The sequence below is a fragment of the Serinicoccus shuyuelongi genome (genome assembly GCF_045032955.1).
In the GTDB taxonomy this organism is placed as follows: Bacteria; Actinomycetota; Actinomycetes; order Actinomycetales; family Dermatophilaceae; genus Ornithinicoccus.
This window is the reverse complement of the sequence record NZ_JBJFZU010000002.1, coordinates 817,950-841,488: the sequence shown is the minus strand read 5'-3', so window position 1 is coordinate 841,488 and position 23,539 is coordinate 817,950. Positions and strand designations below refer to the sequence as shown.

Here is a 23,539-nt window from a genome sequence, read left to right as displayed (position 1 = left end):
CGCGTCAGCCGCGGGTCGGTCGGGCGAGCCCGGCCAACCAGGCGCCCGCCTCCTCGTAGGCCTGTTCGTCGGCGTGCAGCGGCACGGCCGGGACCCGGCCGTCCGCCCGCGGGTAGGACCCGAGGAAGCGCACGTCACGGCAGGTGCGTCGGAGTCCGAGCAACGCCTCGGCCATCCGCGGCTCGTCCAGGTGCGCGTCCGCGTCGATCCAGAAGCAGTACTCCCCCAGCCCCTCGCCGGTGGGCCGGGACTCCAGGCGCGTGAGGTCGATGCCCCGCACCGCGAACTGCTCCAGCAGCTCCAGCAGGGCACCGGGGCGGTTCTGCCAGATCAGCGCCACCAGGGTGGTCCGGTCCGCGCCGGTCGGTGGCGGCACCGGGGCGCCGTCGCGGAGCACCACGAAACGGGTCATCGCCCCGGCCCGGTCGGCGATCCGCTCGGCGACCGCCTCCAGTCCGTAGGCCCCGGCCGCCCGGGGGGCCGCCACGGCCGCGTCGTAGGAGCCCTGGGCCACGGCCTGGGCGGCCCGGGCCGTCGAGGACTCCGGGACCAGCGTGGCCGCGGGCAGCTCGGCCGCCAGCCAGTCCCTGGTCTGCGCAGCCGCGTGCGGGTGGGTGGCCACCACCCGCACGTCCTCGAGCCGGACGCCGGGCCTCGTCAGCAGGCTGAACTGGACCTCGACCAGCACCTCCTCGACGATCCGGACGCTCGGGTCGTCGGTGAGGGCGGCCAGGGTGGCCGGCACGGACCCCTCCACCGAGTTCTCGAACGGGACGACGGCGATGTCCGCCGTGCCGTCCCGCAGGGCGGCGATCGCCGCCGGGACGGTCGGTGCCGGCCAGGTGGTGTGCCGCTGGTCGGCGTCCCACTGCCGGACGGCCTGCTCGGTGAAGGTGCCCTCGGGGCCGAGGTAGGCGATGCGGGTGCTCACGCCTGGCACCCTATCCGGCACCAGCGGGTCAGTAGGCGCCGCTCTTCTCGGGGTTGAGCACGACCATCGCGGTGCGCCACAGGATCATCAGGTCCAAGATCGGCGTCCAGTTCTCCACGTAGTAGAGGTCGAGCCGGACGGCCTCGTCCCAGGCCAGGTCGCTGCGGCCGCTGATCTGCCAGAGGCCGGTCATCCCCGGCCGGACCAGCAGGCGGCGACGGGTGTCGGTCTCGTACTCGGCGACCTCACGGGGCAGCGGCGGACGGGGGCCCACCAGGCTCATCTCGCCGCGGACGACGTTGAGGAGCTGGGGCAGCTCGTCGAGGGAGAACTTGCGGATGACCGCGCCCACCCGGGTGACCCGCGGGTCGTCCCGCAGCTTGAACAGCGGGCCGGCCCCGTCGTTCACCGACGCCAGCTCGGGGAGCCGGTCCTCGGCGTCGGTCACCATGCTGCGGAACTTGAACATCCCGAAGCTGCGGCCGTCCCGGCCCACCCGGGTCTGCCGGAACAGGACCGGGCCACCGTCCTCGAGGCGGACCGCGATGGCCACCCCGATCAGCACCGGGGCCAGCAGCAGCGTGATGACCAGGGCACCGAAGCGGTCGCTGATGCTCTTGGCGATCCGCTGCGGGCCGTCGAAGGTCGGCGCCTCGACGTGGATGAGGGGCAGCCCCTGCACCGGCCGGGTGAGCACCCGCGGTCCGGCGACGTCCATGATCCCCGGTGCCACGACCAGGTCGATGTCGGTGGACTCCAGGGCCCAGCCGAGCCGGCGCAGCCCGGTGCCGCCCAGGCCGGCGGAGGAGGAGACGGCCACCACGTCGACGTCGAGCTTCATCGCCTGGATGAGCACGTCGGACTCCGGGCCCAGGACCGGCACCCCGGGGATCTCTGCGCCGGCGTTGTCCACACAGGCGCCGAGGACGTTGTAGCCGGCGTCCGGGGAGCGGCGCAGCGCGGTCACCAGGTTGGTGACGTGGTCGTAGTCACCGACCAGCAGCACCCGGTCCGAGAGCAGGCCACGCTGGCGCTGACGGACCAGCCACCGGCGGGCGATCCATCGGGACTGCAGCAGCAGCAGCGTGCCGAGCGGGAAGGCCAGCAGCACGAAACCGCGGGCGAACTCCAGCTGGAAGGCATACCCGACGATCGCGAGCAGCACGAAGAGCCACAACGAGGCCTGGAATACCTGCCGGTACTCCTGGACGCCGTGCCCCACCAGCCGTCCGTCGTAGGAGTTCTGCAGGTGCAACGCCATCATCCAGAAGGCGACGAAGGCGACCGCCAGGTACTCGTACCGGATCTGCAAGGTCCCCAGCACGGCCGGATCGGTGCCGAAGCGGCTGACGTAGGCCGCCAGCACCGCCAGCGACACGGCGACGAGGTCGAGGATGCGCACGGTCCGCAGGTACCCTGACAAGTACCGACGGGCGCGGTGCGGCATCCTGCCGACACCGATCCGGTCGGTGCCGGCCCCCATCCCCTCCGGCATGACGAACTGCGGGTAGGCGTGTGCGACGGACGACGTGTGGCTCTGGTTGAGCAACTTGTCGGCGGAAGCGTTGGTCAACGCGGTCACGGAATGTCCCATCTGTCCCAGAAGGAACTGTGTGCCCGCCCCACGAGCCGAAGTTCCTTACCATTTCTTTACTTACTTCACAGTAAGGCACGGGAGGGCTCCCGTCCACCCTTCCGGATGAGGTGTTTTGGGGAGAGATACATCTTTTAGGCTTCCGGGGTGTCCCTGACCCGTTCTTTTCCCCCGCAGATCGGTCTGGCCCGGGTCAGCGGTGCCTCCATGCTCCCCACCCTGCGCGCGGGTGACCGGCTCCTGGTGCTGCACGGCGTCCACCCCCGGACCGGCGACGTGGTGGTGGTGCGGCTGCCCCCCGCGGCGCACGGCCCCCGCCCGCTGGCGGTGAAGCGCCTGGACCACGTGCTCCCCGACGGCTCGTGGTGGGTGACCTCGGACGGCGTCGGCACCGACTCGACGGAGCTGGGCGCTCTCCCCGCGGGGGCGCTGCTGGCCGTGGCCGTGCTCCGGCTGCCCGCCCGCGGCAGACGGCTCAGCTGGTTGCGGCCCCGCCGCTGAGCGCCCGCTCCAGCGGGCCCAGGGCGGCCCGGACCTGGTCCCGCACCTGGACGTACACCTCGTCGCCCCGCCGGTACGGGTCCACGATGTCCAGGTCGAGCGGTCCACCGGTCAGCAGCGCGCCACGGGCGCCCCGCGCCCCTTCGGTCAGCTGCCGCAGGGCAGCGCCCGGGTCCTCCCAGGAGGGGAGCTCCTCGGCCGGCACGTGCCGCAGCAGGGCCGCGAACTCGCGCACCGTGAACGTGCGGCGCAGCGCCCGGGGATCGAGGCGGACCACGTCCGCGCGGTGCTCCCGGGCCGCCGTCAGCACCAGGGCCGCCTCCTGGACCATCCCCGCGGAGAGCCGGCGTGCGGTGAAGTCACCCGCGGGACCACCGCCCAGGTCGCCCAGCAGGGCAGCCGAGCGGACGTCCATCCCGCTGCCCACCAGGGCTGCGGTCCCGGCGGACCGGACCCGCACCGAGCCTGGTCCCGCCGCGCTGTCGAACCGGTCCTGCAACACCCTCTCCAGCAGGGGCGAGCGGCACACGTTCCCGGTGCACACGACCAGGACGACGGGCGTGCTCACGACGACCCCAGCCGGTCCAGGGGCACCCCCGCCCACCGGGGACCCACACCACGTAGCAGGACCGTGCGCACCTGGTCGTGCTCGTCCTGGCTCGCGGAACGGCGCAGCACCAGCTCCAGCCGGTCCGCCGCCAGCGTCTCGGCCAACCCCTCACCCCACTCGACCACCGTCACCGACTCCTCCAGCGAGGCGTCCAGGTCGAGGTCGTCGAGCTCCTCCACCCCCCCGAGCCGGTAGGCGTCCACGTGCACCAGCGCGGGTCCGCCGCTCAGGCCGGGGTGGACCCGCGCGATCACGAAGGTCGGTGAGGTGATCGGGCCGCGCACCCCCAGGCCCTCGCCGAGCCCCTGGGTCAGCGTGGTCTTGCCGGCACCCAGGTCGCCGGTGAGGACCACCAGGTCACCGGCCCGCAGCAGGCCGGCCAGGGCACGCCCGAGGTCCTGCGCGGCCTCCGCCGTGGCCACCTCCAGCCGCACGCCCGACGCATCCGCGCTCATGCCCCCACCCCCTGGTACACCCGGGGGACCCGCGGCCCGAACCGGGTGACGATCTCGTAGCTGATGGTGCCGACGGCTTCGGCCCAGTCCTGCGCCGTGGGCTCCCTGTCGTCCCCGGCGCCGAAGAGCACGACCTGGTCACCGGCCGCGACCTCCAGGTCGCCCACGTCCACCACCACCTGGTCCATGCAGACCCGACCGGAGAGGGTGAACCTGCGCCCATGCACCTGCACCGGCGCCACCCCGGACGCGTGCCGGGGTATGCCGTCGGCATACCCCAGGGGGACGTCGATCACCGTGCTCTCCTGCCGGGGCGCGTAGGTGTGCCCGTAGGAGACGCCCTGCCCGGCCCGGATCCGCTTGGCGAGCGCCACCGTCGCGGTCACCCGCATCGCGGGACGCAGCCCGAGCTCGGCCGCGCTGGCCAGCTGCGGGACCGGCGACAGCCCGTAGACCGCGAGCCCTGGGCGCACCATGTCCCACACGGCGGTCGGCTCGGTGAGGGTGGCGGCGGAGTTGCTCAGGTGCCGGACCGCCGGGCGCAGGCCGGCCCGCTCCGCCTCGTCCACGGCAGCGGCGAAGGCGTCCTGCTGGGCCCGCACCGAGGGGTGCCCGGGCTCGTCGGCGCGCGCCAGGTGGGAGAAGAGGCCCACCACCTCGAGCAGGCCGGTGGACTCCAGCCGGGCCGCGTGGGTCACCAGGTCGGACCAGTCCGTGGCGCCTCCTGCCGCGAGCGGGAGGGCGTAGGCACCGTTGCGGGCCAGCCCGGTGTCCGCCTTCAGCTGGGTCACCGCCGGGCGTCCGGCCGCCCGGGACGCGGTGACCAGGGCGTCCAGCACCCAGGGGGCGGCGGCGGCGACCTGCACATCGGCGGCGACCAGCGGGGTGAGGTCGGCCCCGTGCGGCACCAGCCAGCACAGCACCGGCGCCTCGACCCCCGCCTCCCGCAGGGCCAGTGCCTCGGTGGGCTGCGCCACGCCCAGCACGCTCGCGCCCCCGGCCAGCGCCGCGCGGGCGGCCGGCACCAGACCGTGCCCGTAGGCGTCGGCCTTGACCACCGCCATCAGGGCGGCGCCACCGGCCCGCTCGCGCAGCACCCGCACGTTGTGGGCGATCGCGTCCAGGTCGATGCTGGCCGCGGCGGGCCAGAGGTCCCTCACGCAGACATCACCCGCGCGAGCTGGCTCATCAGGCTGTTCTCCACGACCGGGGCACCGCCCTCCCGCACGGAGCCGGCGATACGCTCCCCCAGCTCCCGGGTGCTGGCACCCATCCCCTCCCCGGCGAGCGCCGGCATACCTGCCAGCACGCCCGCGGTGGCGGACTCGACGGCGGCGGCGGCCTCGCCCTCGCCGAGGTGGCCCAGCATCAGCGCCAGGGACAGGCAGGCCCCGGCCGGGTTGGCCCAGCCGCGCCCGGCGATGTCCGGCGCCGACCCGTGGATCGGCTCGAACATGCTGGGGGCCTGGCCGTCCAGGTGCAGGTTGCCGCTGGCCGCCACCCCGAGACCGCCCTGGAGCACGGCGCCGAGGTCGGTGACGATGTCGCCGAAGAGGTTGTCGGTCACCACGACGTCGAAGCGCTCCGGGCTGACCGGCAGGTGCATGCACATGGCGTCCACGTGCACGTAGTCGGTCTCCACGTCGGGGTAGCGCTCCCCCACGGCCTTCATCACGTCGACCCAGAGCGCACCCGCCTCCACCAGCACGTTGGTCTTGTGGCACAGGGTCAGCCGGCCGCGCCGCTGGGCGGCCAGGCGGTAGGCGAAGTCGACGGCGCGCTCCACCGCGAACCAGGTGTTGATCGACTCCTGGACCGCCACCCGCGAGGTGGTCCCGCGGTGCACGGTGCTGCCCTGGGCCACGTAGGCGCCCTCGGTGTTCTCCCGCACGATCACCAGGTCGCAGCGCTCCGGCGTGAGCCCGGCGATCGGGGTGGGCACCCCGGGGTAGAGGCGCACCGGGCGCAGGTTGATGGCCTGCCGCATGGCGCCGCGCAGCGCCAGGATGATGCCGCGCTCGAGCACCCCGGGGGTGACGTCGGGGCTGCCGATCGCGCCGAACAGGATGGCGTCGTGGGTCCGCAGCTCGGCGACCATCTGCTCGGTGAGCAGCTCGCCGGTGCGCAGGTAGTGCTCAGCTCCGAGCGGGACCTCGGTGCGCGCCGTGCTGAAGCCGAACCGCTCCTGGGCGGCGTCGAGCACGGTCAGGGCGGCCTCGGTGACCTCGGGCCCGACGCCGTCCCCGGGGAGCACGGCAAGGGTGTGGGAGCGCATGATCTGAAGGGACCTCCGTGACGTGGCGTCAATGTCGGGGATTACAGTGACCGCATTGTCTCTCACCCACCGCCGGCAGAAGGAAGGGGCCGACCCATGACCGGGCAGACCATGGCCGAGAAGCTCTGGGCACAGCACCTCGTGCGTGCCGTTCCGGGAGAGCCCGACCTCCTCTACATCGACCTGCACCTGGTGCACGAGGTCACCAGCCCGCAGGCCTTCGACGGTCTCCGCGCCGCCGGGCGGCCGGTACGTCGTCCGGACCTGACGCTGGCGACGGAGGACCACAACGTGCCGACCACCCTCGGCCCGGTCGTCGACCTCACCTCCCGCACCCAGCTCGAGGCCCTGCGCACGAACTGCGCCGAGTTCGGCATCGTGCACCACGAGCGTGGCCGTCGCGGCCAGGGCATCGTGCACGTCATCGGCCCCGAGCTCGGGCTGACCCAACCGGGGATGACCATCGTCTGCGGCGACAGCCACACCTCCACGCACGGCGCCTTCGGGGCGCTGGCCCTCGGGATCGGCACCTCCGAGGTGGAGCACGTACTCGCGACCCAGACGCTCCCGCTGCGGCCCTTCCGGACGATGGCGATCACGGTCGAGGGCGAGCTCCCCGAGGGGGTCGCGGCCAAGGACATCATCCTGGCGGTGATCAACCGGATCGGCACCGGCGGCGGGCAGGGCTACGTGCTCGAGTACCGCGGCTCCGCCATCGAGTCCCTGTCGATGGAGGGACGGATGACGATCTGCAACATGTCCATCGAGGCCGGGGCCCGGGCCGGGATGGTGGCCCCCGACGAGACCACCTTCAGCTACCTGCAGGGACGGGCGCACGCACCCCAGGGCGCCGACTGGGACGCCGCGGTGCAGGCCTGGCGGGAGCTGCGCACCGACGACGACGCCGTCTTCGACGCCGAGGTCGTCATCGACGCCGGCCAGCTGTCCCCGTACGTCACCTGGGGCACCAACCCGGCCCAGTCGGTGCAGCTGGGGCAGGCCGTCCCGGACCCGGCGGACGCCGGGGACGACGACGCGCAGGACACCGCCCGTCGGGCGCTGGAGTACATGGGCCTGAACGCGGGGACCCCGATGCGGGAGATCGGCGTCGGCGCCGTCTTCCTCGGCTCCTGCACCAACGGCAGGATCGAGGACCTGCGGGTCGGTGCCGAGGTGCTCCGCGGACGGCACATCGCCGACGGGGTCCGGATGCTGGTGGTGCCGGGCTCGCACGCGGTCCGTCAGCAGGCCGAGGCCGAGGGCCTGGACCAGGTCTTCCTCGAGGCCGGTGCCGAGTGGCGCCTCGCCGGGTGCTCGATGTGCCTGGGGATGAACCCGGACCAGCTGGCCCCGGAGGAACGCTGCGCCTCCACCTCCAACCGCAACTTCGAGGGCCGTCAGGGCGCCCGCGGGAGAACCCACCTGGTCTCCCCGGCGGTCGCTGCCGCCACCGCCGTGCGCGGCACCCTGTCCGGCCCTGCCGACCTGGAACCCGCCACCGCCCGGGAAGGGGCACTGCTGTGATGGAGCCGTTCACCACGCATACCGGCATCGGGGTCCCGCTGCGACGCTCCAACGTCGACACCGACCAGATCATCCCGGCGCACTGGCTCAAGCAGGTCTCCCGCACCGGGTTCGAGAAGGGGCTCTTCTCCCGCTGGCGCGAGGATCCGTCGTTCGTGCTCAACACGCCGCCCTACGACCAGGGGTCGGTGCTGGTGGCCGGTCCCGACTTCGGCACCGGCTCCAGCCGTGAGCACGCGGTCTGGGCGCTGCAGCAGTACGGCTTCCGGGCCGTGCTGTCCAGCAAGTTCGCCGACATCTTCCGCGGCAACTCCGGCAAGCAGGGACTGCTCACCGCCCAGCTCGACCAGGGCGACGTGGAGCTGATCTGGAAGCAGCTGGAGGCCGAGCCGGGCACCGAGGTGAGCATCGACCTGCCCGCGCGCAGCGTGGTCTGCGGCGACGTCACCGCACCCTTCGAGGTCGACGACTACGTCGCCTGGCGCCTGGAGAACGGGCTGGACGACATCTCGCTCACCCTGCAGCACGCCGAGGACATCGCCGACTTCGAGGGCCGGCGCCCGACGTGGAAGCCCGTCGTCACCGCCGCGGTGGACTGAGGAAAGGTGCGGGTTGACCCGGCGTCAGGAGTGTGGGCTAGAGTGCTGAGCATGACGCACCAGCTCCTTCTTGGCTGCCGCAGCGAGACCACCTAGGTCCGGCCCTCGCTGCGGAGTCCTGCTGTCCCCGGACCATCAGCCCCCAGCGAGAAGCGAGCCAGACAGATGAGCGTCACCACCCCCGCCGCCGGCAGCCACGTCGTCCGCGCGAACCCCCAGCAGCCCAGCGGTATGCCCTTCGCCCGGTACACCCCGTTCCCGGCGGTCGACCTGCCGGACCGCACCTGGCCCACCCGGACCATCACCCAGGCACCGCGCTGGTGCGCGGTGGACCTGCGGGACGGCAACCAGGCGCTGATCGACCCGATGACCCCGGACCGCAAGCGGCGGATGTTCGAGCTGCTGGTGCGGATGGGCTACAAGGAGATCGAGGTCGGCTTCCCGGCCGCCAGCCAGACCGACTTCGACTTCGTGCGGATGCTCATCGACGAGGACCTGATCCCCGACGACGTGGTCATCCAGGTGCTGACCCAGGCGCGGGAGCACCTGATCGAGCGCACCTACGAGGCCATCGCCGGGTGTCGGCAGGCCATCGTGCACCTCTACAACTCCACCTCCACGCTGCAGCGACGGGTGGTCTTCGGCGCGTCCGAGGACGAGATCGTCGACATCGCTGTGCGTGGTGCGCGGGCCTGCAAGAAGTACGAGGAGCAACTGCCCAGCGGCGCCGAGATCTCCTACGAGTACTCCCCCGAGTCCTACACCGGCACCGAGCTGGAGTTCGCCGCCCGGGTCTGCAACGCGGTGATGGAGGTCTTCGTGCCCACCCCCGACAAGCCGGTCATCATCAACCTGCCGGCCACCGTCGAGATGGCCACCCCCAACGTCTACGCGGACTCGATCGAGTGGATGAGCCGGCACCTGGACCACCGGGAGAACGTGGTCCTCTCGCTGCACCCGCACAACGACCGGGGCACCGGGGTGGCCGCCGCCGAGCTCGGCTACCTGGCCGGGGCGGACCGGATCGAGGGCTGCCTGTTCGGCAACGGCGAGCGCACCGGCAACGTCTGCCTGGTCACCCTGGGGATGAACCTGTTCACCCAGGGCGTGGACCCGCAGATCGACTTCTCCGACATCGACGAGGTGCGCCGCACCGTGGAGCACTGCAACCAGCTGCCGGTCCCGGAGCGTCACCCCTACGGCGGTGACCTGGTCTTCACCGCCTTCTCCGGCAGCCACCAGGACGCCATCAAGAAGGGCTTCGAGGCCCTGGAGCGGGACGCCGCCGCGGCCGGGGCGCCGGTCGCGGACGTCGGCTGGGAGGTGCCCTACCTGCCGGTCGACCCGAAGGACATCGGCCGCACCTACGAGGCCGTGATCCGGGTGAACAGCCAGTCCGGCAAGGGCGGTGTCGCCTACGTGATGAAGTCCGAGCGCAAGATGGACCTGCCACGCCGCCTGCAGATCGAGTTCAGCGCCGCCGTGCAGCGGCATACCGACAGCGCCGGTGGGGAGATGACCCCGGCCCAGATCTGGACGTCCTTCCAGCACGAGTACCTGGAGCAGAGCGGCCCGGTGGTGCTGCACGACTTCACCAGCTCGCACGTCGAGGGCGACCAGGTGCGGCTGGAGGCCCAGGTCAGCGTCGACGGGCGGGACCACGAGGTGACCGGTCAGGGCAACGGCCCGATCGCTGCCTTCGTCGACGCCCTGGGCTCGCTGGGTCTGGACATCCGGGTGCTGGACTACGCCGAGCACGCGCTCTCGGCGGGTGAGGACGCGCTGGCGGCGGCCTACCTCGAGTGTGCCGTGGACGGTGCCGTGCGCTGGGGCGTCGGCATCAACGCCTCCACCATCCGGGCCTCACTGGCCGCGGTCTGCAGCGCGCTGAACCGGCCCGCCGGCTGAGCTCAGCCGCGACCGTCGCCCAGCAGGGTCCGGCCGTCCTCGGTCACCGTCCAGTACGGGTTGTAGGCGATCTCCCAGACGTGCCCGTCGATGTCGGTGAAGACCCCGGAGTAGCCGCCCCAGAAGCGGGTGCAGGGGTCCCGGAGCACGGTGGCGCCGGCCTGCTGGGCGTCGGCGAGCTGCTCGTCCACCTCGGCGGCGCTGGCGACGTTGAGGCCGAGCAGCTTGCCGCCCCAGGTGTCTCCGCTGCCCGGGGTGTCCTCGGTGTCGTCCGCGATGTCGATGCCGGAGTCCACGGCGAGCGCGGCCCGCTCCCAGAGCGCGACCACCATCCCCCCGGTCTGGAAGAAAGCGATGTGCTCCGGTGAGGGTCCGGGGGTCCAGCCCAGGGACCGGTAGAACTCACGGGCACGCTCGAGGTCGCTGACACCCAGGGTCACCAGGGAAACTCGCTGCTCCATGGCTGACAACCTACACAGCGAGCAGGTCGGCCACCGTCGCGGGGATCGCGGCCGCCACCGCACGGGCCCGGACCGGGCCACCGGGGTTGGCACGGTGCGCGGCACGGCCGTGCAGGTATGCCGCCAGCGACCCGGCGTCCCGCGGCGCGAGGCCTGCGGCGAGCAGGGCGCCGGCGACACCTGCCAGCACGTCGCCGGCCCCGGCGGTGGCCAGCCAGGCGGGGGCGTCCGCCTGCACCCGCACCGGCACGGCCGGGTCGGGGTCGACGACCAGGGTGCTGGAGCCCTTCAGCAGGACCACGGCCCCGGTCAGGGCGGCGGCGCGGCGCGCGTGCCCGACCGGGTCCTCCTGCACCTGATCACGGGTCACCGGTGCTTCCTCCACGGTGCTGAGGAAGCTCGCCAGCTCGCCGGCGTGCGGGGTGAGCAGCGTGGGGGCGGTGCGCCGGCGCAGCTTGCCCTCCACCGGCACACCGTCGCGGCCGGACTGACGCGTCCAGAACGCCAGGGTCTGCAGACCACCGGCGTCCACGACCAGAGCCGTGTCAGCGTCCAGGGCCTCGCGTACCTTCTGCACCTGCCCGTCGGAGCACTCGGGCTCCTCGCATCCCTGCGGGTCGATCCCTGGCCCCACCACCGCTGCCTCCACCCGCCCGGGTCCGGGCACCGCCTCGGGGCAGCTGGCCAGCACCAGGTCCTCCGCCCTGCGCGGCCCCAGGTAGCGCACCATCCCGGTGCCGGTCTCCAGCGCCGCGGTGACGCACAGCACGGCCGCACCGGGGTAGCCCTCGCTGCCGGCCACGACACCCACCACGCCCCGGGTGTACTTGTGGTCGGCCGGCCCCGGCACCGGCCAGAGGTCAGCGGCATCGGTGTGCTCCAGGCGCTCCACCGCGGGGGGCACCTCCATCCGGACACCGATCTCCACCACCGTCAGGACACCGACGGCCGGCTCGGTCGCGGGCAGCAGGTGCACCGGCTTGAGCATCGAGAAGGTCACCGTCTCGTCGGCGAAGACCGCTTCACCGAGCGCCTCCAGGCCGGCCGGGTCAGCACCGCTGGGCAGGTCCACGCTGAGCAGGTATGCGCCGTCCGGCACCGCCCGCACGGCAGCGGCCATCGCCCCGCGCAGCCCGGCCCGACCGCCGATCCCGAGCAGACCGTCGACGACCAGGTCCGCCTCGGCGAGGGCCGCGAGCGCCGCCGGCGGCAGCAGCTCGGCGTCCGCCTCGGGGTCGACCAGGTGCACGCTGACCCCTGCCCGGTGCACCGCCTCTGCCGCCGGTTCGTGCAGGGCGGTCGCGATCCCGATGACCTCGACCGCGTGCTCGCCGGCCAGCATCCCAGCCGCGTAGAGCGCGTCCGCGCCGTTGTCACCCCCACCGGCCAGGACGACGATCCGGGCGGCGTCCTGCTGCCGGGCACGGATCGCGACCACCTCGGCCAGTCCGCGGGCGGCACGCAGCATCAGCTCGCCATCCTCGAGCCCGGCGCGCACCCGGTCCTCGGCGGCGCGCACGTCGGCGACGGCATACCCCTGGATCATCTCAGTCCTCCTCCTCGAGGGTGACGGGCTCGCCCTCGGCGATCACCACCGCCGAGGCGATCCCGGCGTCGTGCGAGAGCGAGAGGTGGAAGCGTTCGACGCCCAGCCGAGCCGCCCGCGCCGCCACCGTCCCGGTGGTGCGCAGGTGCGGGCGACCGTCGCCGGCGCGCACCACGGTGGCGTCCGTCCAGCGCAGCCCGACCGGGGCGCCCAGCGCCTTGGCGAGCGCCTCCTTCGCCGCGAACCTGGCCGCCATCGACGCAGGTCGCAGCCCGAGCTCCTCCTCGGTGAAGAGACGCTCCCCCAACCGGGGGTTCGCCTCCAGCCGGGCGGCGAAGCGCGAGATGTCGACGACGTCGATCCCGACGCCGACGATCACCGGCCACCACCGCCCCGCAGCACCGGCGGCCTACTCGACCGTGACCGACTTGGCCAGGTTGCGCGGCTGGTCCACGTCCAGCCCCTTCGCCGTGGACAGCTCCAGGGCGAAGACCTGCAGCGGCACCACGGTCAGCAGCGGGGCCAGCAGCGGGGAGGTCTTGGGCACCCGGATGACCTCGTCGGCGAAGGGGACCACGTCCTCGTCCCCCTCCTCGGCGATCACCAGGGTGCGGGCGCCACGAGCGCGGATCTCCTGGATGTTGGAGACGACCTTGCCGTGCAGCCCGTGCTCGCTGTCCGGCGAGGGGACCACGATGAAGACCGGCTGGCCGGGCTCGATCAGCGCGATCGGGCCGTGCTTCAGCTCACCCGCGGCGAAGCCCTCGGCGTGGATGTAGGCGAGCTCCTTGAGCTTGAGCGCCCCCTCCATGGCGATCGGGTAGCCGACGTGCCGGCCCAGGAAGAGCACGGAGCGGGAGTCCGCCATGAAGTAGGCGATCTCCTTGACCCGGTCCATCGTGGTCAGCAGGTGCTCGATGTGGCCCGGGATGGTCTGCAGCTCGGCCATGATCTCGGCGGCGTCCCGGCCGTAGGACTCCCCCCGCAGCGAGGTGAGGTAGAGCCCCAGGATGTAGGAGGCGGTGATCTGGGCGAGGAAGGCCTTGGTGGAGGCCACCGCGATCTCCGGGCCGGCGTGCGTGTAGAGCACCGCGTCGGACTCGCGCGGGATCGTCGACCCGTGGGTGTTGCAGATGGACACCGTCTTGGCGCCCAGCTCCTTGGCGTGCCGCACCGCCATCAGGGTGTCCATCGTCTCCCCGGACTGGGAGATGGAGACGACCAGGGTCTGCGCATCGACGACCGGGTCGCGGTAGCGGAACTCGTGCGCCAGCTCGACCTCCACCGGGATCCGGGTCCAGCGCTCGATGGCGTACTTGGCGACCATGCCCGCGTAGGCCGCGGTACCGCAGGCGACGATGACGATCTTGGTGACGCCGCGCAGCTCCTCGACCGGGATGTGCACCTCGTCCAGGATGAGGTTGCCCTCGGCGTCGGTGCGGCCCAGCAGGGTGTCGGCCACCGCGTGCGGCTGGTCGTGGATCTCCTTCTCCATGAAGGTGTCGAAGCCGCCCTTCTCCGCGGCCGCCGCGTCCCAGGTGACCTCGTAGGCCTTGCCGTCGCTGGGGGTGCCGTCGAAGTTGATGACGGTGTAGCCGTCCGGGGTGATGGTGACGATCTGGTCCTGGGCCAGCTCCAGGGCGTGCCGGGTGTGGCCGATGAAGGCGGCCACGTCCGAGCCGAGGAAGTTCTCCCCCTCGCCCAGACCCACCACGAGCGGGCTGTTGCGCCGGGCCCCGACGACGACGCCCGGCTGGTCGGCGTGCACCGCGAGCAGGGTGAAGGCGCCGTGCAGGGTCCCGACCACCTCGCGCATCGCCTCGGTCAGGTCCTGGGTCCGGGCGAAGGCCCGGTCGACGAGGTGGGCGACCACCTCGGTGTCGGTCTCGGAGGTGAAGCTCACCCCGTCCTCGAGCAGCGCACCCTTGAGGGCGTGGAAGTTCTCGATGATCCCGTTGTGCACCAGGGCCAGCTTGCCGTCGGCGCCACCCCGGTGCGGGTGGGCGTTGGCGTCGGTCGGCCCGCCGTGGGTCGCCCACCGGGTATGCCCGATGGCCGTCGCGGTGTCCGCCAGCGGGGCGTCCTCCAGGGCGGCGACGAGGTTGCTGAGCTTGCCGGCGCGCTTGCGCGTCCGGACGGCGTCACCGTCGACGACGGCCACCCCGGCGGAGTCGTAGCCGCGGTACTCCAGCCGCCCCAACCCCTCCATCACGACCCCGAGGGCCTTCTCGCTCGTCACCGGGCCGACGTAACCGACGATTCCACACATGGGGGCAAGCCTACGGGGGTCCGGACGGTATCCCCGCCTGCGCCACGGCACCGGCCTCGCGCGCGCCCCCGACGACGCCTTGGCAGAATGCCGACATGTCCTCCCACGGCAACGCCGGCCTGCCCTCCCCCTACGTCGAGCTCGACCGCGACGACTGGGCCCGGCTGCGCGAGGAGCACCCCATGCAGCTGGACCTGCACGACGTCGAGCGGCTGCGCGGCCTCGGGGAGCGGCTGGACCTGGCCGAGATCGAGCAGGTCTACCTGCCGATCAGCCGCCTGCTCTCCTTCTACGAGCGCGCCACCGAACGGCTGCACCACGTCACCAGCGACTTCCTGGACGAGCGGCACGAGCGGACACCCTTCATCATCGGCGTCGCCGGCTCCGTGGCGGTCGGCAAGTCGACCACCGCACGCATCCTGCGCGAGCTGATCTCCCGCTGGGACTGGCAGCCCCAGGTCGACCTGGTCACCACCGACGGTTTCCTGCTGCCCAACGAGGTCCTCGAGCGGCGCAACCTGATGGCTCGCAAGGGCTTCCCCGAGTCCTACGACCGGCGGGGCCTGCTGCGCTTCGTCAGCGAGGTGAAGTCCGGCAAGGCGGAGGTCTCGGCCCCGGTCTACAGCCATCTGGTCTACGACATCGTGCCGCAGGAGCGCACCGTGGTCCGGCGGCCGGACGTGCTCATCGTGGAGGGGCTCAACGTGCTGCAGCCGCCGCGGGCCGACGAGAATGGTCGGACCGGGATGGCGGTCAGCGACTTCTTCGACTTCTCGGTCTACGTGGACGCCCACGTCGGCGACATCAAGAAGTGGTACGTGGAGCGGTTCCTCGAGCTGCGCAGGACCGCGTTCGCCGACCCGGACTCGCACTTCCACCGGTATGCCTCGCTGAGCGACGACGCGTCCGTGGACATCGCCGAGAACATCTGGGACGCGATCAACGCACCCAACCTGATGGAGAACATCCGACCCACCCGGAGCCGGGCCACCCTGGTGCTGCTCAAGGGAGCCGACCACAGCGTGGACCGGGTGCGCCTGCGCCGCCTCTGACCGTCACCACGGACGGGCACCACCGCGCAGGGACACCCGCCCCTACATCCGGGCGTAGCGGGCCCGGATGACGCTGTAGACGCCGAAGAGGATGAGGCCGAGGGCCACCGCGAGCAGCAGCACGGTGCCGAAGGGCTGCTCTGCCAGGGCCTTGAGGGCAGCGTCCAGCCCGGCCGCCTCGTCGGCGTCGGCCCGCCAGGCCGCCACCCCGAAGAGCCCGCCCAGCACGACCAGGGCGACCCCCTTGGCGGCATACCCGAGGGTGCCGGTGACGACGATCGCCCGGCCCAGGTCGCCACCGCCGGAGGACCGCAGGTCCTCCAGGAAGCGGTGGGTGAGGCCCTTGAACACGTGGTAGGCGCCGACCGCCGCGACCGCGACCCCGACCGCGGCCACCAGCCACCGGCCCAGCGGCGCCTGCAGCAACGTCGCGGTCAGGTCGGTGGTGCTCTCCCCGCTGTCGCTGCTCCCGCCCCGCGCGTAGGTGAAGGTCGTCACCCCGAGCGCGGCGTAGAGGATGCCCTTGCCGACGGCCTTGAGCCGGTCCGTGAGGTCGGGCCCGCCGAGGACGCCCTCGACCAGCTGGAAGATCGCCAGCGTCGCGAAGCCGACGACGCAGACCCAGAGCAGTACGCCCCCGGCAGGGGCCTCCCGGACCGCGGCCAGCGCTCCTCCCTGGTCGGCCTCGCCACCACCCCCGAGCGCGACCCGCGCCGCGATCCAGCCGATCAGCAGGTGGATCAGCCCGCTGCCGGCGAACCCCAGCCGGGCGACCCGTTCGAACCAGCGGTGGTTGGTGGCCTGTCGGGCGGCGCGGGCGCCCTCGTCGACGATGTCGTTCACCGCCCTACTGTGACGTACCCCCGGCCGCTGGGCGACCGGGGGTACGTCAGGACGGTGGAGCGGTGGGGCTCAGTACCAGTTGTTGGCCTGCGAGTGCGCCCAGGCGCTGCAGGGGCTGCCGTAGCGGCCCGAGATGTAGGTCAGGCCCCACGAGATCTGGGTGGCGGGGTTGGTCTGCCAGTCGGCCCCGGCGCTGGCCATCTTGCTGGCCGGCAGCGACTGCGGGATGCCGTACGCACCCGAGCTGGGGTTGGTGGCGCTGGGGTTCCAGCCGGACTCCTTCTGCCACAGCGAGTCCAGGCAGCCGAACTGGTCCTGGCCCCAGCCGTAGCTGCCCAGCATCGACTGCGCGATGGAGCGCGGGTCGCCGGAGGGTGCCGGGGCGGGAGCAGGGGCCGGGGCAGGCTCGGGCTCCGGTGCGGGAGCGGCCTCACGGGCGGTGGAGCGCGAGGCGACCTCCTCGGCGGCGACCCGGTCGGCGGCCTCCTGCTGGGCGCGCTCGGCGGCGGCGGCCTCCTCGGCAGCAGCCTCCTCGGCGGCGGTCTCCGCTGCAGCAGCCTCCTGGGCGGCGCGCTCGGCAGCAGCCTCTTCCGCGGCCTTCTCGGCAGCGGCACGCTCCGCCGCGCGCTCGGCGGCCATCTCGCGGGAGATCTCGTCGGACTGCTCGCGCAGGGTCGACACGCTCTCGCCGAGGATGCCCGTGGAGACCCCGAGCGCCTCGTCGGCCTGCTGGGCGCGCAGCTCACGGGCCTCGGCGAACATGCCGGTGGACTCGGTGGCGGCGGTCGTGCTGAGGGCGGCGACGGCATCCGCGGCGACGGTCGGGGAGAACTGGCCGACCGAGGCGCGAAGGTCCGCGGTGGAGTCCTCGGAGGTGCCGGAACCGGCGGTGGCGGCGTACGTCGCGAGTGCCAGGGACCCGGCGGCGATCGAGGCGGTCACCGCGGTGGCGGCCGGGGACATCCGGCGACCGCGGGCGTGGCGACGCGCGGTGGCGTCCGTCTTCGGGGCAGGGCTCATGGGGGAAACTTCCTCACTGGGCAGGCGGCCGCCGTAGGACAGACAGGGAGCCCGACGTCAGGGGGACACGTGTCGGGACGACACGCTCGGGCGCACGGCGTTACCACATCGTGATCTTTCCACTCCACCGTGCCCGGCCTGCACCGGTGGCGTCAAACCCTCACCCCCGAGAGTGGCGAACGTCACACTTCAGCACGAACTCACGCCTCAGGAGACTTTGTGCGCCACATCCGTCACAACAACCCCTCGTTACCCTCCAGCATCTCCGTGACCAGAGCAGCGATCGGGCTCCGCTCGCTCCGCGTCAACGTGATGTGCGCGAAGAGCGGGTGCCCCTTGAGCGCCTCGATGACCGCCGCCACGCCGTCGTGCCGTCCCACCCGCAGGTTGTCGCGCTGCGCGACGTCGTGGGTGAGCACCACCCGGGAGCTCTGGCCGATCCGGGACAGCACGGTCAGCAGGACGTTGCGCTCCAGGCTCTGGGCCTCGTCGACGATCACGAAGGCGTCGTGCAACGAGCGCCCGCGGACGTGGGTCAGCGGCAGCACCTCGAGCATGTCCCGGTCGAGCACCTCCTCGACGACCTCCTTGGAGACCACCGCGCCGAGGGTGTCGAAGACCGCCTGGGCCCACGGGCCCATCTTGTCGTTCTCGGACCCGGGCAGGTATCCCAGCTCCTGCCCGCCCACGGCGTAGAGCGGGCGGAAGACGATGACCTTGCGGTGCTGCCGCCGCTCCATCACGGCCTCCAGACCCGCGCACAGGGCGAGCGCGCTCTTGCCGGTGCCGGCCCGACCGCCCAGGCTGATGATGCCCACGTCCGGGTCGAGCAGCAGGTCCAACGCGATCCGCTGCTCCGCCGAGCGCCCGTGCAGGCCGAAGGCGTCCCGGTCCCCGCGCACCAGCCGGATGGTGCGGTCCGGGGCCACCCTGGCCAGCGCGCTGCCGGAGGGTCCGAGGACGGTCAGCCCGGTGTGGATCCGCAGCTCCTGGGCGCTGGGGTGCTCCAGCCGACCCAGGTCGTACAGCTGGCGCATCTGCTCGTCGTCGACCTCGATCTCGCCCATCCCGGTCCAGCCGCTGTCGACCGCGAGCTCGGCCCGGTACTCCTGGGCGTCCAGCCCGACCGCGGAGGCCTTGACCCGCATCGGCAGGTCCTTGCTGACCACCGTGACGTCCCGCCCCTCCCCGGCGAGGTTCGCGGCGACCGCCAGGATGCGGGTGTCGTTGTCACCCAGCCGAAACCCGGCGGGCAGGGAGGTGACGTCGCTGTGGTTGAGCTCGACGCGCAGCGAGCCCCCCGCCTCACCGACCGGGATGGACTCGCTCAGGGTGCCGTGGTTGACCCGCAGGTCGTCCAGCATCCGCAGCGCCTGCCGGGCGAAGTAGCCGAGCTCGGGGTGGTGCCGCTTGCCCTCCAGCTCGGTGATCACCACCACCGGGAGCACCACCTCGTGCTCGGCGAAGCGCAGCAGCGCCCGCGGGTCGGAGAGCAGGACGGAGGTGTCCAGCACGTACGTCTTGCGGCCGGTGTCCGGCAGGGCGTCGAAGGGGGTCACGGACCGTTGGTCCAGCAGGTCGGTGGACCGGGTGCTCGGGCTGCTGCTCATGCTCACTCCCTGTCAGACGCGTGCCGGCGGGCTACGCGGCTGGGCGGTGGACTGGCCGGGACCGGGCCGCACCACGAGGGTGGGTGCCGGTGCCGGCCCTCCCCCGTGCACGCATGCGCTGCATGTGGTGGGCCTCCCGAGAGGCGGGGCGGGATGCTCCGCGTCTGCCTCGACGGTATGCCGCCGCACCGGCGACGCCACGGCATACCGCGGCGTGTCGCTCAGCTGCCGAATCGGCGCTCGCGCTCCGCGTAGGCGCGCAGGGCGCGCAGGAAGTCCACCTTGCGGAAATCCGGCCAGTAGGCCTCGCAGAAGTAGAACTCGCTGTGCGCGCTCTGCCAGAGCAGGAAGCCACCGAGGCGCTGCTCGCCCGAGGTGCGGATCACCAGGTCGGGGTCGGGCTGGCCGCGGGTGTAGAGGTGTGCGGCGATGTCCTCGACGGTGACCGTGCCGGCCAGCTCCTCGAGCGTCGACCCCTTGCCGGCGGCGTCCTGGAGCAGCGAGCGCACGGCGTCGGCGATCTCCCGGCGGCCGCCGTACCCGATGGCCACGTTGACGGCGATGCCGTCGACCTCCTCGGTGCGGGCGGCGGCCTCGGTCAGCCGGCGCGCGGTGTCCTCGGGCAGCAGGTCGAGGGCGCCGACCACCTGCATCCGCCAGCGCCCCGCGGCGGCGAGGTCCACGACCACCTGCTCGATGATGGACAGCAACGGCTCCAGCTCGGGCGCGGCCCGGTTGAGGTTGTCGGTGGAGAGCAGCCACAGGGTGACCACCTCGACGCCCGCCTCCTCGCACCAACCGAGGAAGGGCGCGATGTTCTCGGCACCGGCGCGGTGCCCGTCGGCCGAGGCCGCTCCCCGTCGCCGGGCCCACCGGCGGTTGCCGTCAAGCATCACCCCGATGTGCCGCGGCAGCCGTTCGCTGGGCAGATGCCGACGCAGGGAGGAGGTGTAGGCCCGGTAGACCAGGTCCCGAGGCGTCTGCATGGGGCCAACCTACCGGTGACCGCCCGCCCCGAAACCTACGGTTGCGTAACCTACGGTTGCGTAGGTTACGCTGGGGCGATGACGAGGAGAGCGCCCGTGCCCGGGGATGGCAGCCCGCTCGCGAGCGTCGTGGAGCAGGTCAAACCGCACCTTCGCGGGTGGCTGCACCTGGGCATGGTGCCGCTCGCGGTCGCCGCCTCGGCGGTGCTGGTGGTGCTCGCCGAGGGCACTGCGGCCCGCACCGCGGCCGTGGTCTTCGGCATCTCGGCGGTGCTGCTGTTCGGCACCTCCGCGGTCTACCACCGGGGCCGGTGGAGCCCGCGGACGGCGCGCATCCTCAAGCGCTGGGACCACGCCAACATCTTCGTGATCATCGCGGGCACCTACACCCCCTTCGCGGTCATGCTGCTGCCCGAGGGACAGGCCCGTCTGCTGCTCTGGACGGTCTGGGGAGGCGCGCTGGCCGGGGTCTTCTTCCGCGTCTTCTGGGTGGGCGCCCCGCGCTGGCTCTACACGGCCGTCTACATCGCGCTGGGCTGGGTGGCCGTCTTCTTCATGGTGCCGTTCTGGAACAACGGCGGCCCGCTGGTCGTCGTCCTCATCGCCGCCGGCGGACTGCTCTACACGCTGGGCGCCGTGGTCTACGGCACCAAGCGCCCCAACCCCTCGCCGCGGTGGTTCGGCTTCCACGAGGTCTTCCACGCCTTCACCGTCGCCGCCTTCGCAGCGCACTGGGGGGCCGCCTACCTCAGCGTCACCGGGCCCCCGGCGGCCTGACCGCGGTCGGGCCGCTGCTCAGCCGATCGGGTCACCCTCGTCGGAGCCGTCGGCCGGACGCCCCTCCTCGCGGGTGCGGCGCAGGGCGGCCTCCTGCTCCAGCCGCCGGTCCTCGGCCCGCCGCATCCGCCGCAGCCGGCGGGTCAGGTCGCGCCCCAGGAACCAGACCGCGAGCGCCAGGGCGAAGACGACCAGGAAGCCGCCCAGCCCTGCGGTGACCTCCACCCCGGTGGCATTCACTCCTCGTGACCTTCCTGGCGTCGGACGTCGTCCACCCCGTCACCGTCGGCGTCGTCGTCGACCGGCACACCTGTGGGCGCACCGGCCTCCTCGGGCTCCAGGGGCGGCAGCGGCGGCTCACCGCGGTGCTCCAGCACCAGCTCGCCCCCTTCGTCGCGGGGGTGGACCCGGGTGCAGCGACGGTCCAGCTCGTCGACCTCGAGCTCACGCAGCCCGGCGAAGAGGTCGTCCTCGGGGACGTCCACCGGGACCAGCGATCGGGCCAGCTCGAAGTCCTCGTGCGGCCAGACCCGGCGCTGGATCTCCATCGGCACCCGGAACCAGTGCCCGTCCGGGTCGACCTGGGTCGCGTGCGCGCGCAGCGCGTCGTCCCGGGCGCCGAAGTGGTCGGCGCAGGGGACGCGGGTCGTGATGACCCGGCGGGGGCGACGGCCCAGGTGCTTGCGCCAGTCGGCGAACGGCTGCTCGAGCCCGGCCGCCTCCATCGCCTCGTCCAGCCTGATCATCCGCTCCGGCGCCCACCCGTTGTAGTAGACCTTGAGCGGCTGCCACGGCTCGCCGGCGTGCGGGAACGCGTCCGGGTCCCCGGCCGCCTCGAAGGCGGCCATCGTCACCGTGTGGGTCATCACGTGGTCGGGGTGCGGGTAGCCGCCGTTCTCGTCGTAGGTCGTCAGCACGTGCGGACGCACCTCCCGGATGACCCGGACCAGGGCCTCGGTACTGACCTCCAGCGGCTCCAGGGCGAAGCACCCCTCGGGCAGCGGTGGCAGCGGGTCCCCCTCCGGCAGACCGGAGTCGACGAACCCGAGCCAGATGTGCCGGATCCCCAGGATGGAGGCGGCGAGCGCCATCTCGTCCCGGCGCACCTGCGAGATGTCGCGCAGGATGTGCGGGTCGTCCTTGAGCCTCTCGTTGAGCACGTCCCCGCGCTCCCCGCCCGTGCAGGAGACCACGCTCACCTCGACGCCCTGCGCCACGTAGTGCGCGCTCGTCGCGGCTCCCTTGCTCGACTCGTCGTCGGGGTGGGCGTGCACCGCCATCAGGCGCAGCCCGGTTCCCGTACGTGCCATCGCGCTCGTCCTTCCTCGCTGCTGCGTCGGCGACGCGCCCCGGCACGAGGCCGGCCGGCGCGTGCCGGACAATGGGTGACGTGCCGTCCTGCGGCACCGACCTATTCTCTCACCGCCCGGAAGGCGAGGCGCACGTGACCGCACCAGGGACCTCGGACGAGGGCCGGAGCCCGGACTGGGACGAGATCGAGGCGGAGGCCGAGGCGACCCCCCGCACCGGCAGCCGTCGCTGGTGGGTGATCGGCGTCGCGGCCGTCCTGGTGATGAGCGCGCTGGCGGTGGTCTGGGGGGTGTCGGCCACGCACGGCCGGGTGCACTGGGTCTACACCGGTCACCAGGTGGTCTCGGACACCGAGGTGGAGGTCCGCTTCGACCTGCGGCGGGACCCTGCCCGGGCGGTGACCTGCCGGATCGAGGCGCAGGCGGAGACGCACGTGGTGGTGGGCAGGACCGAGGTGGACGTCGAGCCCACCGAGTCCTCACCCAGCCGCCACATCGTCGGCGTCAGCACCGCCTCCCCCGCGATCACCGGCTACGTCGACCAGTGCTGGTATGCCGACGAGGCGCCCCGCAGCTGAGCTGCGGGGCGCCTCGGGGACCGTCGAAGGGTCGGCTCAGGCCTGGTAGGGCACGGCCTTGACGACCTTCACCTCGACGGTGCTGCCGTTCGGGGCCTCGTAGCTCACCGTGTCACCGGTCTTGGCGTTGAGCAGGGCCGCGCCGAGCGGGGAGCGCTCGCTGTAGACGACCAGGTCGCTGTCGTCGGCGATGATCTCGCGCGAGCCCAGCAGGAAGGTCTCGGTCTCCTCGAACATCTCGACGGTGACGACCATGCCGGGCTCGACGATGCCGTCGTCCTTGGGGGAGGAGCCGACCACCGCGTTCTGCAGCAGGTGCTCGAGCTGGCGGATCCGGGCCTCCATCTTGCCCTGCTCCTCCTTGGCCGCGTGGTAGCCGCCGTTCTCCTTCAGGTCGCCCTCCTCGCGGGCGGCCTCGATGCGTCCGCTGATCTCGGAGCGTCCCTCACCCTTGAGCTGGGACAGCTCGGCCTGGAGCCTGTCGTGGGCTTCCTGGGTCAGGTAGCTGGCTGCTGCGGTCTCGGTCACGTCGCTCTCCTTGTGGTGCATCGTGTGGCCAGGGCCTTCCCGGCCGCCGGCACGCGATCATGGGCATGAGGGTGTTCTCTGCCCCATAGACAAGGTCCGGGCACCAGGGCCCGGACCGTTGCGTCGAACCTCCAGTTTAGCCCGCGGCCGCGCGGGAGTCGA

Annotated in this window: 24 protein-coding genes; 7 read left to right on the top strand and 17 right to left on the bottom strand. The window is 72.6% G+C overall.

Annotated features, from left to right (window positions below; all coding sequences use genetic code 11):
- Nucleotides 1–4: 4 nt before the first annotated feature.
- Together pheA and ACI3EY_RS04235 are read right to left on the bottom strand one after the other, a co-directional pair.
- A complete protein-coding gene (pheA, locus tag ACI3EY_RS04240) occupies nucleotides 5–931 on the bottom strand; it encodes a prephenate dehydratase (RefSeq protein ID WP_405035892.1) in 927 nt (308 codons plus the stop codon).
- 28 nt (nucleotides 932–959) lie between these two features.
- Nucleotides 960–2,513, bottom strand: a complete 1,554-nt coding sequence (locus ACI3EY_RS04235) for a sugar transferase (RefSeq protein WP_405039515.1) — start codon at nucleotides 2,511–2,513, stop codon at nucleotides 960–962.
- A 159-nt stretch (nucleotides 2,514–2,672) separates the two neighbouring features.
- On the opposite strand from ACI3EY_RS04235, the gene ACI3EY_RS04230 reads away from it, so the two are divergent.
- Nucleotides 2,673–3,026 carry a S24/S26 family peptidase gene (locus tag ACI3EY_RS04230; RefSeq protein ID WP_405039514.1) on the top strand — a complete coding sequence of 118 codons (354 nt, stop codon included), beginning with the start codon at nucleotides 2,673–2,675 and terminating at the stop codon, nucleotides 3,024–3,026.
- Here ACI3EY_RS04230 and ACI3EY_RS04225 read toward each other — a convergent pair.
- From ACI3EY_RS04225 to ACI3EY_RS04210, 4 genes are read right to left on the bottom strand one after another with little or no spacing between them, the layout of a single operon-like run.
- Nucleotides 3,001–3,594: an arsenate reductase/protein-tyrosine-phosphatase family protein gene (locus ACI3EY_RS04225; RefSeq protein WP_405039513.1), complete on the bottom strand. Its 594-nt coding sequence runs from the start codon at nucleotides 3,592–3,594 to the stop codon at nucleotides 3,001–3,003. The two genes, ACI3EY_RS04230 and ACI3EY_RS04225, sit on opposite strands and share 26 nt — an antisense overlap.
- The gene (tsaE, locus tag ACI3EY_RS04220; RefSeq protein ID WP_405035888.1) at nucleotides 3,591–4,091 is read right to left on the bottom strand and encodes a tRNA (adenosine(37)-N6)-threonylcarbamoyltransferase complex ATPase subunit type 1 TsaE; all 501 of its coding nucleotides are present in this window, start codon (nucleotides 4,089–4,091) and stop codon (nucleotides 3,591–3,593) included. Before tsaE ends, ACI3EY_RS04225 begins: the two co-directional genes overlap by 4 nt.
- Nucleotides 4,088–5,251, bottom strand: a complete 1,164-nt coding sequence (gene alr / locus ACI3EY_RS04215) for an alanine racemase (RefSeq protein ID WP_405035887.1) — start codon at nucleotides 5,249–5,251, stop codon at nucleotides 4,088–4,090. Before alr ends, tsaE begins: the two co-directional genes overlap by 4 nt.
- Complete coding sequence (locus tag ACI3EY_RS04210) at nucleotides 5,248–6,366, bottom strand: 3-isopropylmalate dehydrogenase (RefSeq protein WP_405035886.1); 1,119 nt, start codon at nucleotides 6,364–6,366, stop codon at nucleotides 5,248–5,250. Before ACI3EY_RS04210 ends, alr begins: the two co-directional genes overlap by 4 nt.
- Before the next feature lie 96 nt (nucleotides 6,367–6,462).
- Between ACI3EY_RS04210 and leuC the strand changes: the two genes are divergently transcribed.
- From leuC to leuA, 3 genes are all read left to right on the top strand, one after another.
- Nucleotides 6,463–7,890, top strand: a complete 1,428-nt coding sequence (gene leuC, locus ACI3EY_RS04205) for a 3-isopropylmalate dehydratase large subunit (RefSeq protein WP_405035885.1) — start codon at nucleotides 6,463–6,465, stop codon at nucleotides 7,888–7,890.
- Nucleotides 7,890–8,489, top strand: coding sequence for a 3-isopropylmalate dehydratase small subunit (leuD, locus tag ACI3EY_RS04200; RefSeq protein ID WP_405035884.1), 600 nt, complete (start codon nucleotides 7,890–7,892; stop codon nucleotides 8,487–8,489). Before leuC ends, leuD begins: the two co-directional genes overlap by 1 nt.
- 165 nt (nucleotides 8,490–8,654) lie before the next feature.
- Entirely contained in the window at nucleotides 8,655–10,397 is a 1,743-nt protein-coding gene (leuA, locus tag ACI3EY_RS04195) for a 2-isopropylmalate synthase (RefSeq protein WP_405039512.1), read from the top strand.
- 2 nt (nucleotides 10,398–10,399) lie between these two features.
- Here leuA and ACI3EY_RS04190 read toward each other — a convergent pair whose 3' ends face one another.
- From ACI3EY_RS04190 to glmS, 4 genes are read right to left on the bottom strand one after another with little or no spacing between them, the layout of a single operon-like run.
- Nucleotides 10,400–10,858, bottom strand: coding sequence for a VOC family protein (locus ACI3EY_RS04190; RefSeq protein ID WP_405035882.1), 459 nt, complete (start codon nucleotides 10,856–10,858; stop codon nucleotides 10,400–10,402).
- Nucleotides 10,859–10,868: 10 nt separating this feature from the next.
- Entirely contained in the window at nucleotides 10,869–12,404 is a 1,536-nt protein-coding gene (locus ACI3EY_RS04185) for a bifunctional ADP-dependent NAD(P)H-hydrate dehydratase/NAD(P)H-hydrate epimerase (RefSeq protein ID WP_405039511.1), read from the bottom strand.
- Nucleotide 12,405: 1 nt separating this feature from the next.
- Nucleotides 12,406–12,783 carry a holo-ACP synthase gene (locus ACI3EY_RS04180; protein ID WP_405035880.1) on the bottom strand — a complete coding sequence of 126 codons (378 nt, stop codon included), beginning with the start codon at nucleotides 12,781–12,783 and terminating at the stop codon, nucleotides 12,406–12,408.
- Nucleotides 12,784–12,813: 30 nt separating this feature from the next.
- Nucleotides 12,814–14,673 (bottom strand): glutamine--fructose-6-phosphate transaminase (isomerizing), encoded by a 1,860-nt coding sequence (gene glmS / locus ACI3EY_RS04175; RefSeq protein WP_405035879.1) that lies wholly within the window; start codon nucleotides 14,671–14,673, stop codon nucleotides 12,814–12,816.
- Between the two features lie 95 nt (nucleotides 14,674–14,768).
- Between glmS and coaA the strand changes: the two genes are divergently transcribed.
- Entirely contained in the window at nucleotides 14,769–15,725 is a 957-nt protein-coding gene (gene coaA, locus ACI3EY_RS04170) for a type I pantothenate kinase (protein ID WP_405035878.1), read from the top strand.
- A 42-nt stretch (nucleotides 15,726–15,767) separates the two neighbouring features.
- On the opposite strand, the gene ACI3EY_RS04165 is transcribed toward coaA, so the two are convergent.
- The 4 genes from ACI3EY_RS04165 to ACI3EY_RS04150 all read right to left on the bottom strand — a co-directional run bounded on the left by ACI3EY_RS04165 (nucleotide 15,768) and on the right by ACI3EY_RS04150 (nucleotide 20,184).
- The gene (locus tag ACI3EY_RS04165) at nucleotides 15,768–16,568 is read right to left on the bottom strand and encodes a DUF1206 domain-containing protein (protein WP_405039510.1); all 801 of its coding nucleotides are present in this window, start codon (nucleotides 16,566–16,568) and stop codon (nucleotides 15,768–15,770) included.
- A 69-nt stretch (nucleotides 16,569–16,637) separates the two neighbouring features.
- Nucleotides 16,638–17,588: an aggregation-promoting factor C-terminal-like domain-containing protein gene (locus ACI3EY_RS04160; protein WP_405039509.1), complete on the bottom strand. Its 951-nt coding sequence runs from the start codon at nucleotides 17,586–17,588 to the stop codon at nucleotides 16,638–16,640.
- A 233-nt stretch (nucleotides 17,589–17,821) separates the two neighbouring features.
- A complete protein-coding gene (locus ACI3EY_RS04155) occupies nucleotides 17,822–19,198 on the bottom strand; it encodes a PhoH family protein (RefSeq protein WP_405035875.1) in 1,377 nt (458 codons plus the stop codon).
- Nucleotides 19,199–19,419: 221 nt separating this feature from the next.
- Nucleotides 19,420–20,184: an isoprenyl transferase gene (locus ACI3EY_RS04150; protein WP_405035874.1), complete on the bottom strand. Its 765-nt coding sequence runs from the start codon at nucleotides 20,182–20,184 to the stop codon at nucleotides 19,420–19,422.
- 78 nt (nucleotides 20,185–20,262) lie between these two features.
- Between ACI3EY_RS04150 and trhA the strand changes: the two genes are divergently transcribed.
- The gene (gene trhA, locus ACI3EY_RS04145; RefSeq protein ID WP_405039508.1) at nucleotides 20,263–20,961 is read left to right on the top strand and encodes a PAQR family membrane homeostasis protein TrhA; all 699 of its coding nucleotides are present in this window, start codon (nucleotides 20,263–20,265) and stop codon (nucleotides 20,959–20,961) included.
- Between the two features lie 18 nt (nucleotides 20,962–20,979).
- Here trhA and ACI3EY_RS04140 read toward each other — a convergent pair whose 3' ends face one another.
- On the bottom strand, nucleotides 20,980–21,201 hold the full coding sequence (locus ACI3EY_RS04140; RefSeq protein WP_405035872.1) for a hypothetical protein: 222 nt from the start codon (nucleotides 21,199–21,201) through the stop codon (nucleotides 20,980–20,982).
- Nucleotides 21,198–22,271 (bottom strand): mycothiol conjugate amidase Mca, encoded by a 1,074-nt coding sequence (gene mca / locus ACI3EY_RS04135; protein ID WP_405035871.1) that lies wholly within the window; start codon nucleotides 22,269–22,271, stop codon nucleotides 21,198–21,200. The genes ACI3EY_RS04140 and mca overlap by 4 nt, the downstream gene beginning before the upstream one ends.
- 134 nt (nucleotides 22,272–22,405) lie before the next feature.
- On the opposite strand from mca, the gene ACI3EY_RS04130 reads away from it, so the two are divergent.
- Entirely contained in the window at nucleotides 22,406–22,849 is a 444-nt protein-coding gene (locus ACI3EY_RS04130) for a DUF4307 domain-containing protein (RefSeq protein ID WP_405035870.1), read from the top strand.
- Nucleotides 22,850–22,885: 36 nt separating this feature from the next.
- On the opposite strand, the gene greA is transcribed toward ACI3EY_RS04130, so the two are convergent.
- Nucleotides 22,886–23,377: a transcription elongation factor GreA gene (gene greA, locus ACI3EY_RS04125; protein ID WP_405035861.1), complete on the bottom strand. Its 492-nt coding sequence runs from the start codon at nucleotides 23,375–23,377 to the stop codon at nucleotides 22,886–22,888.
- Nucleotides 23,378–23,539: the final 162 nt, after the last annotated feature.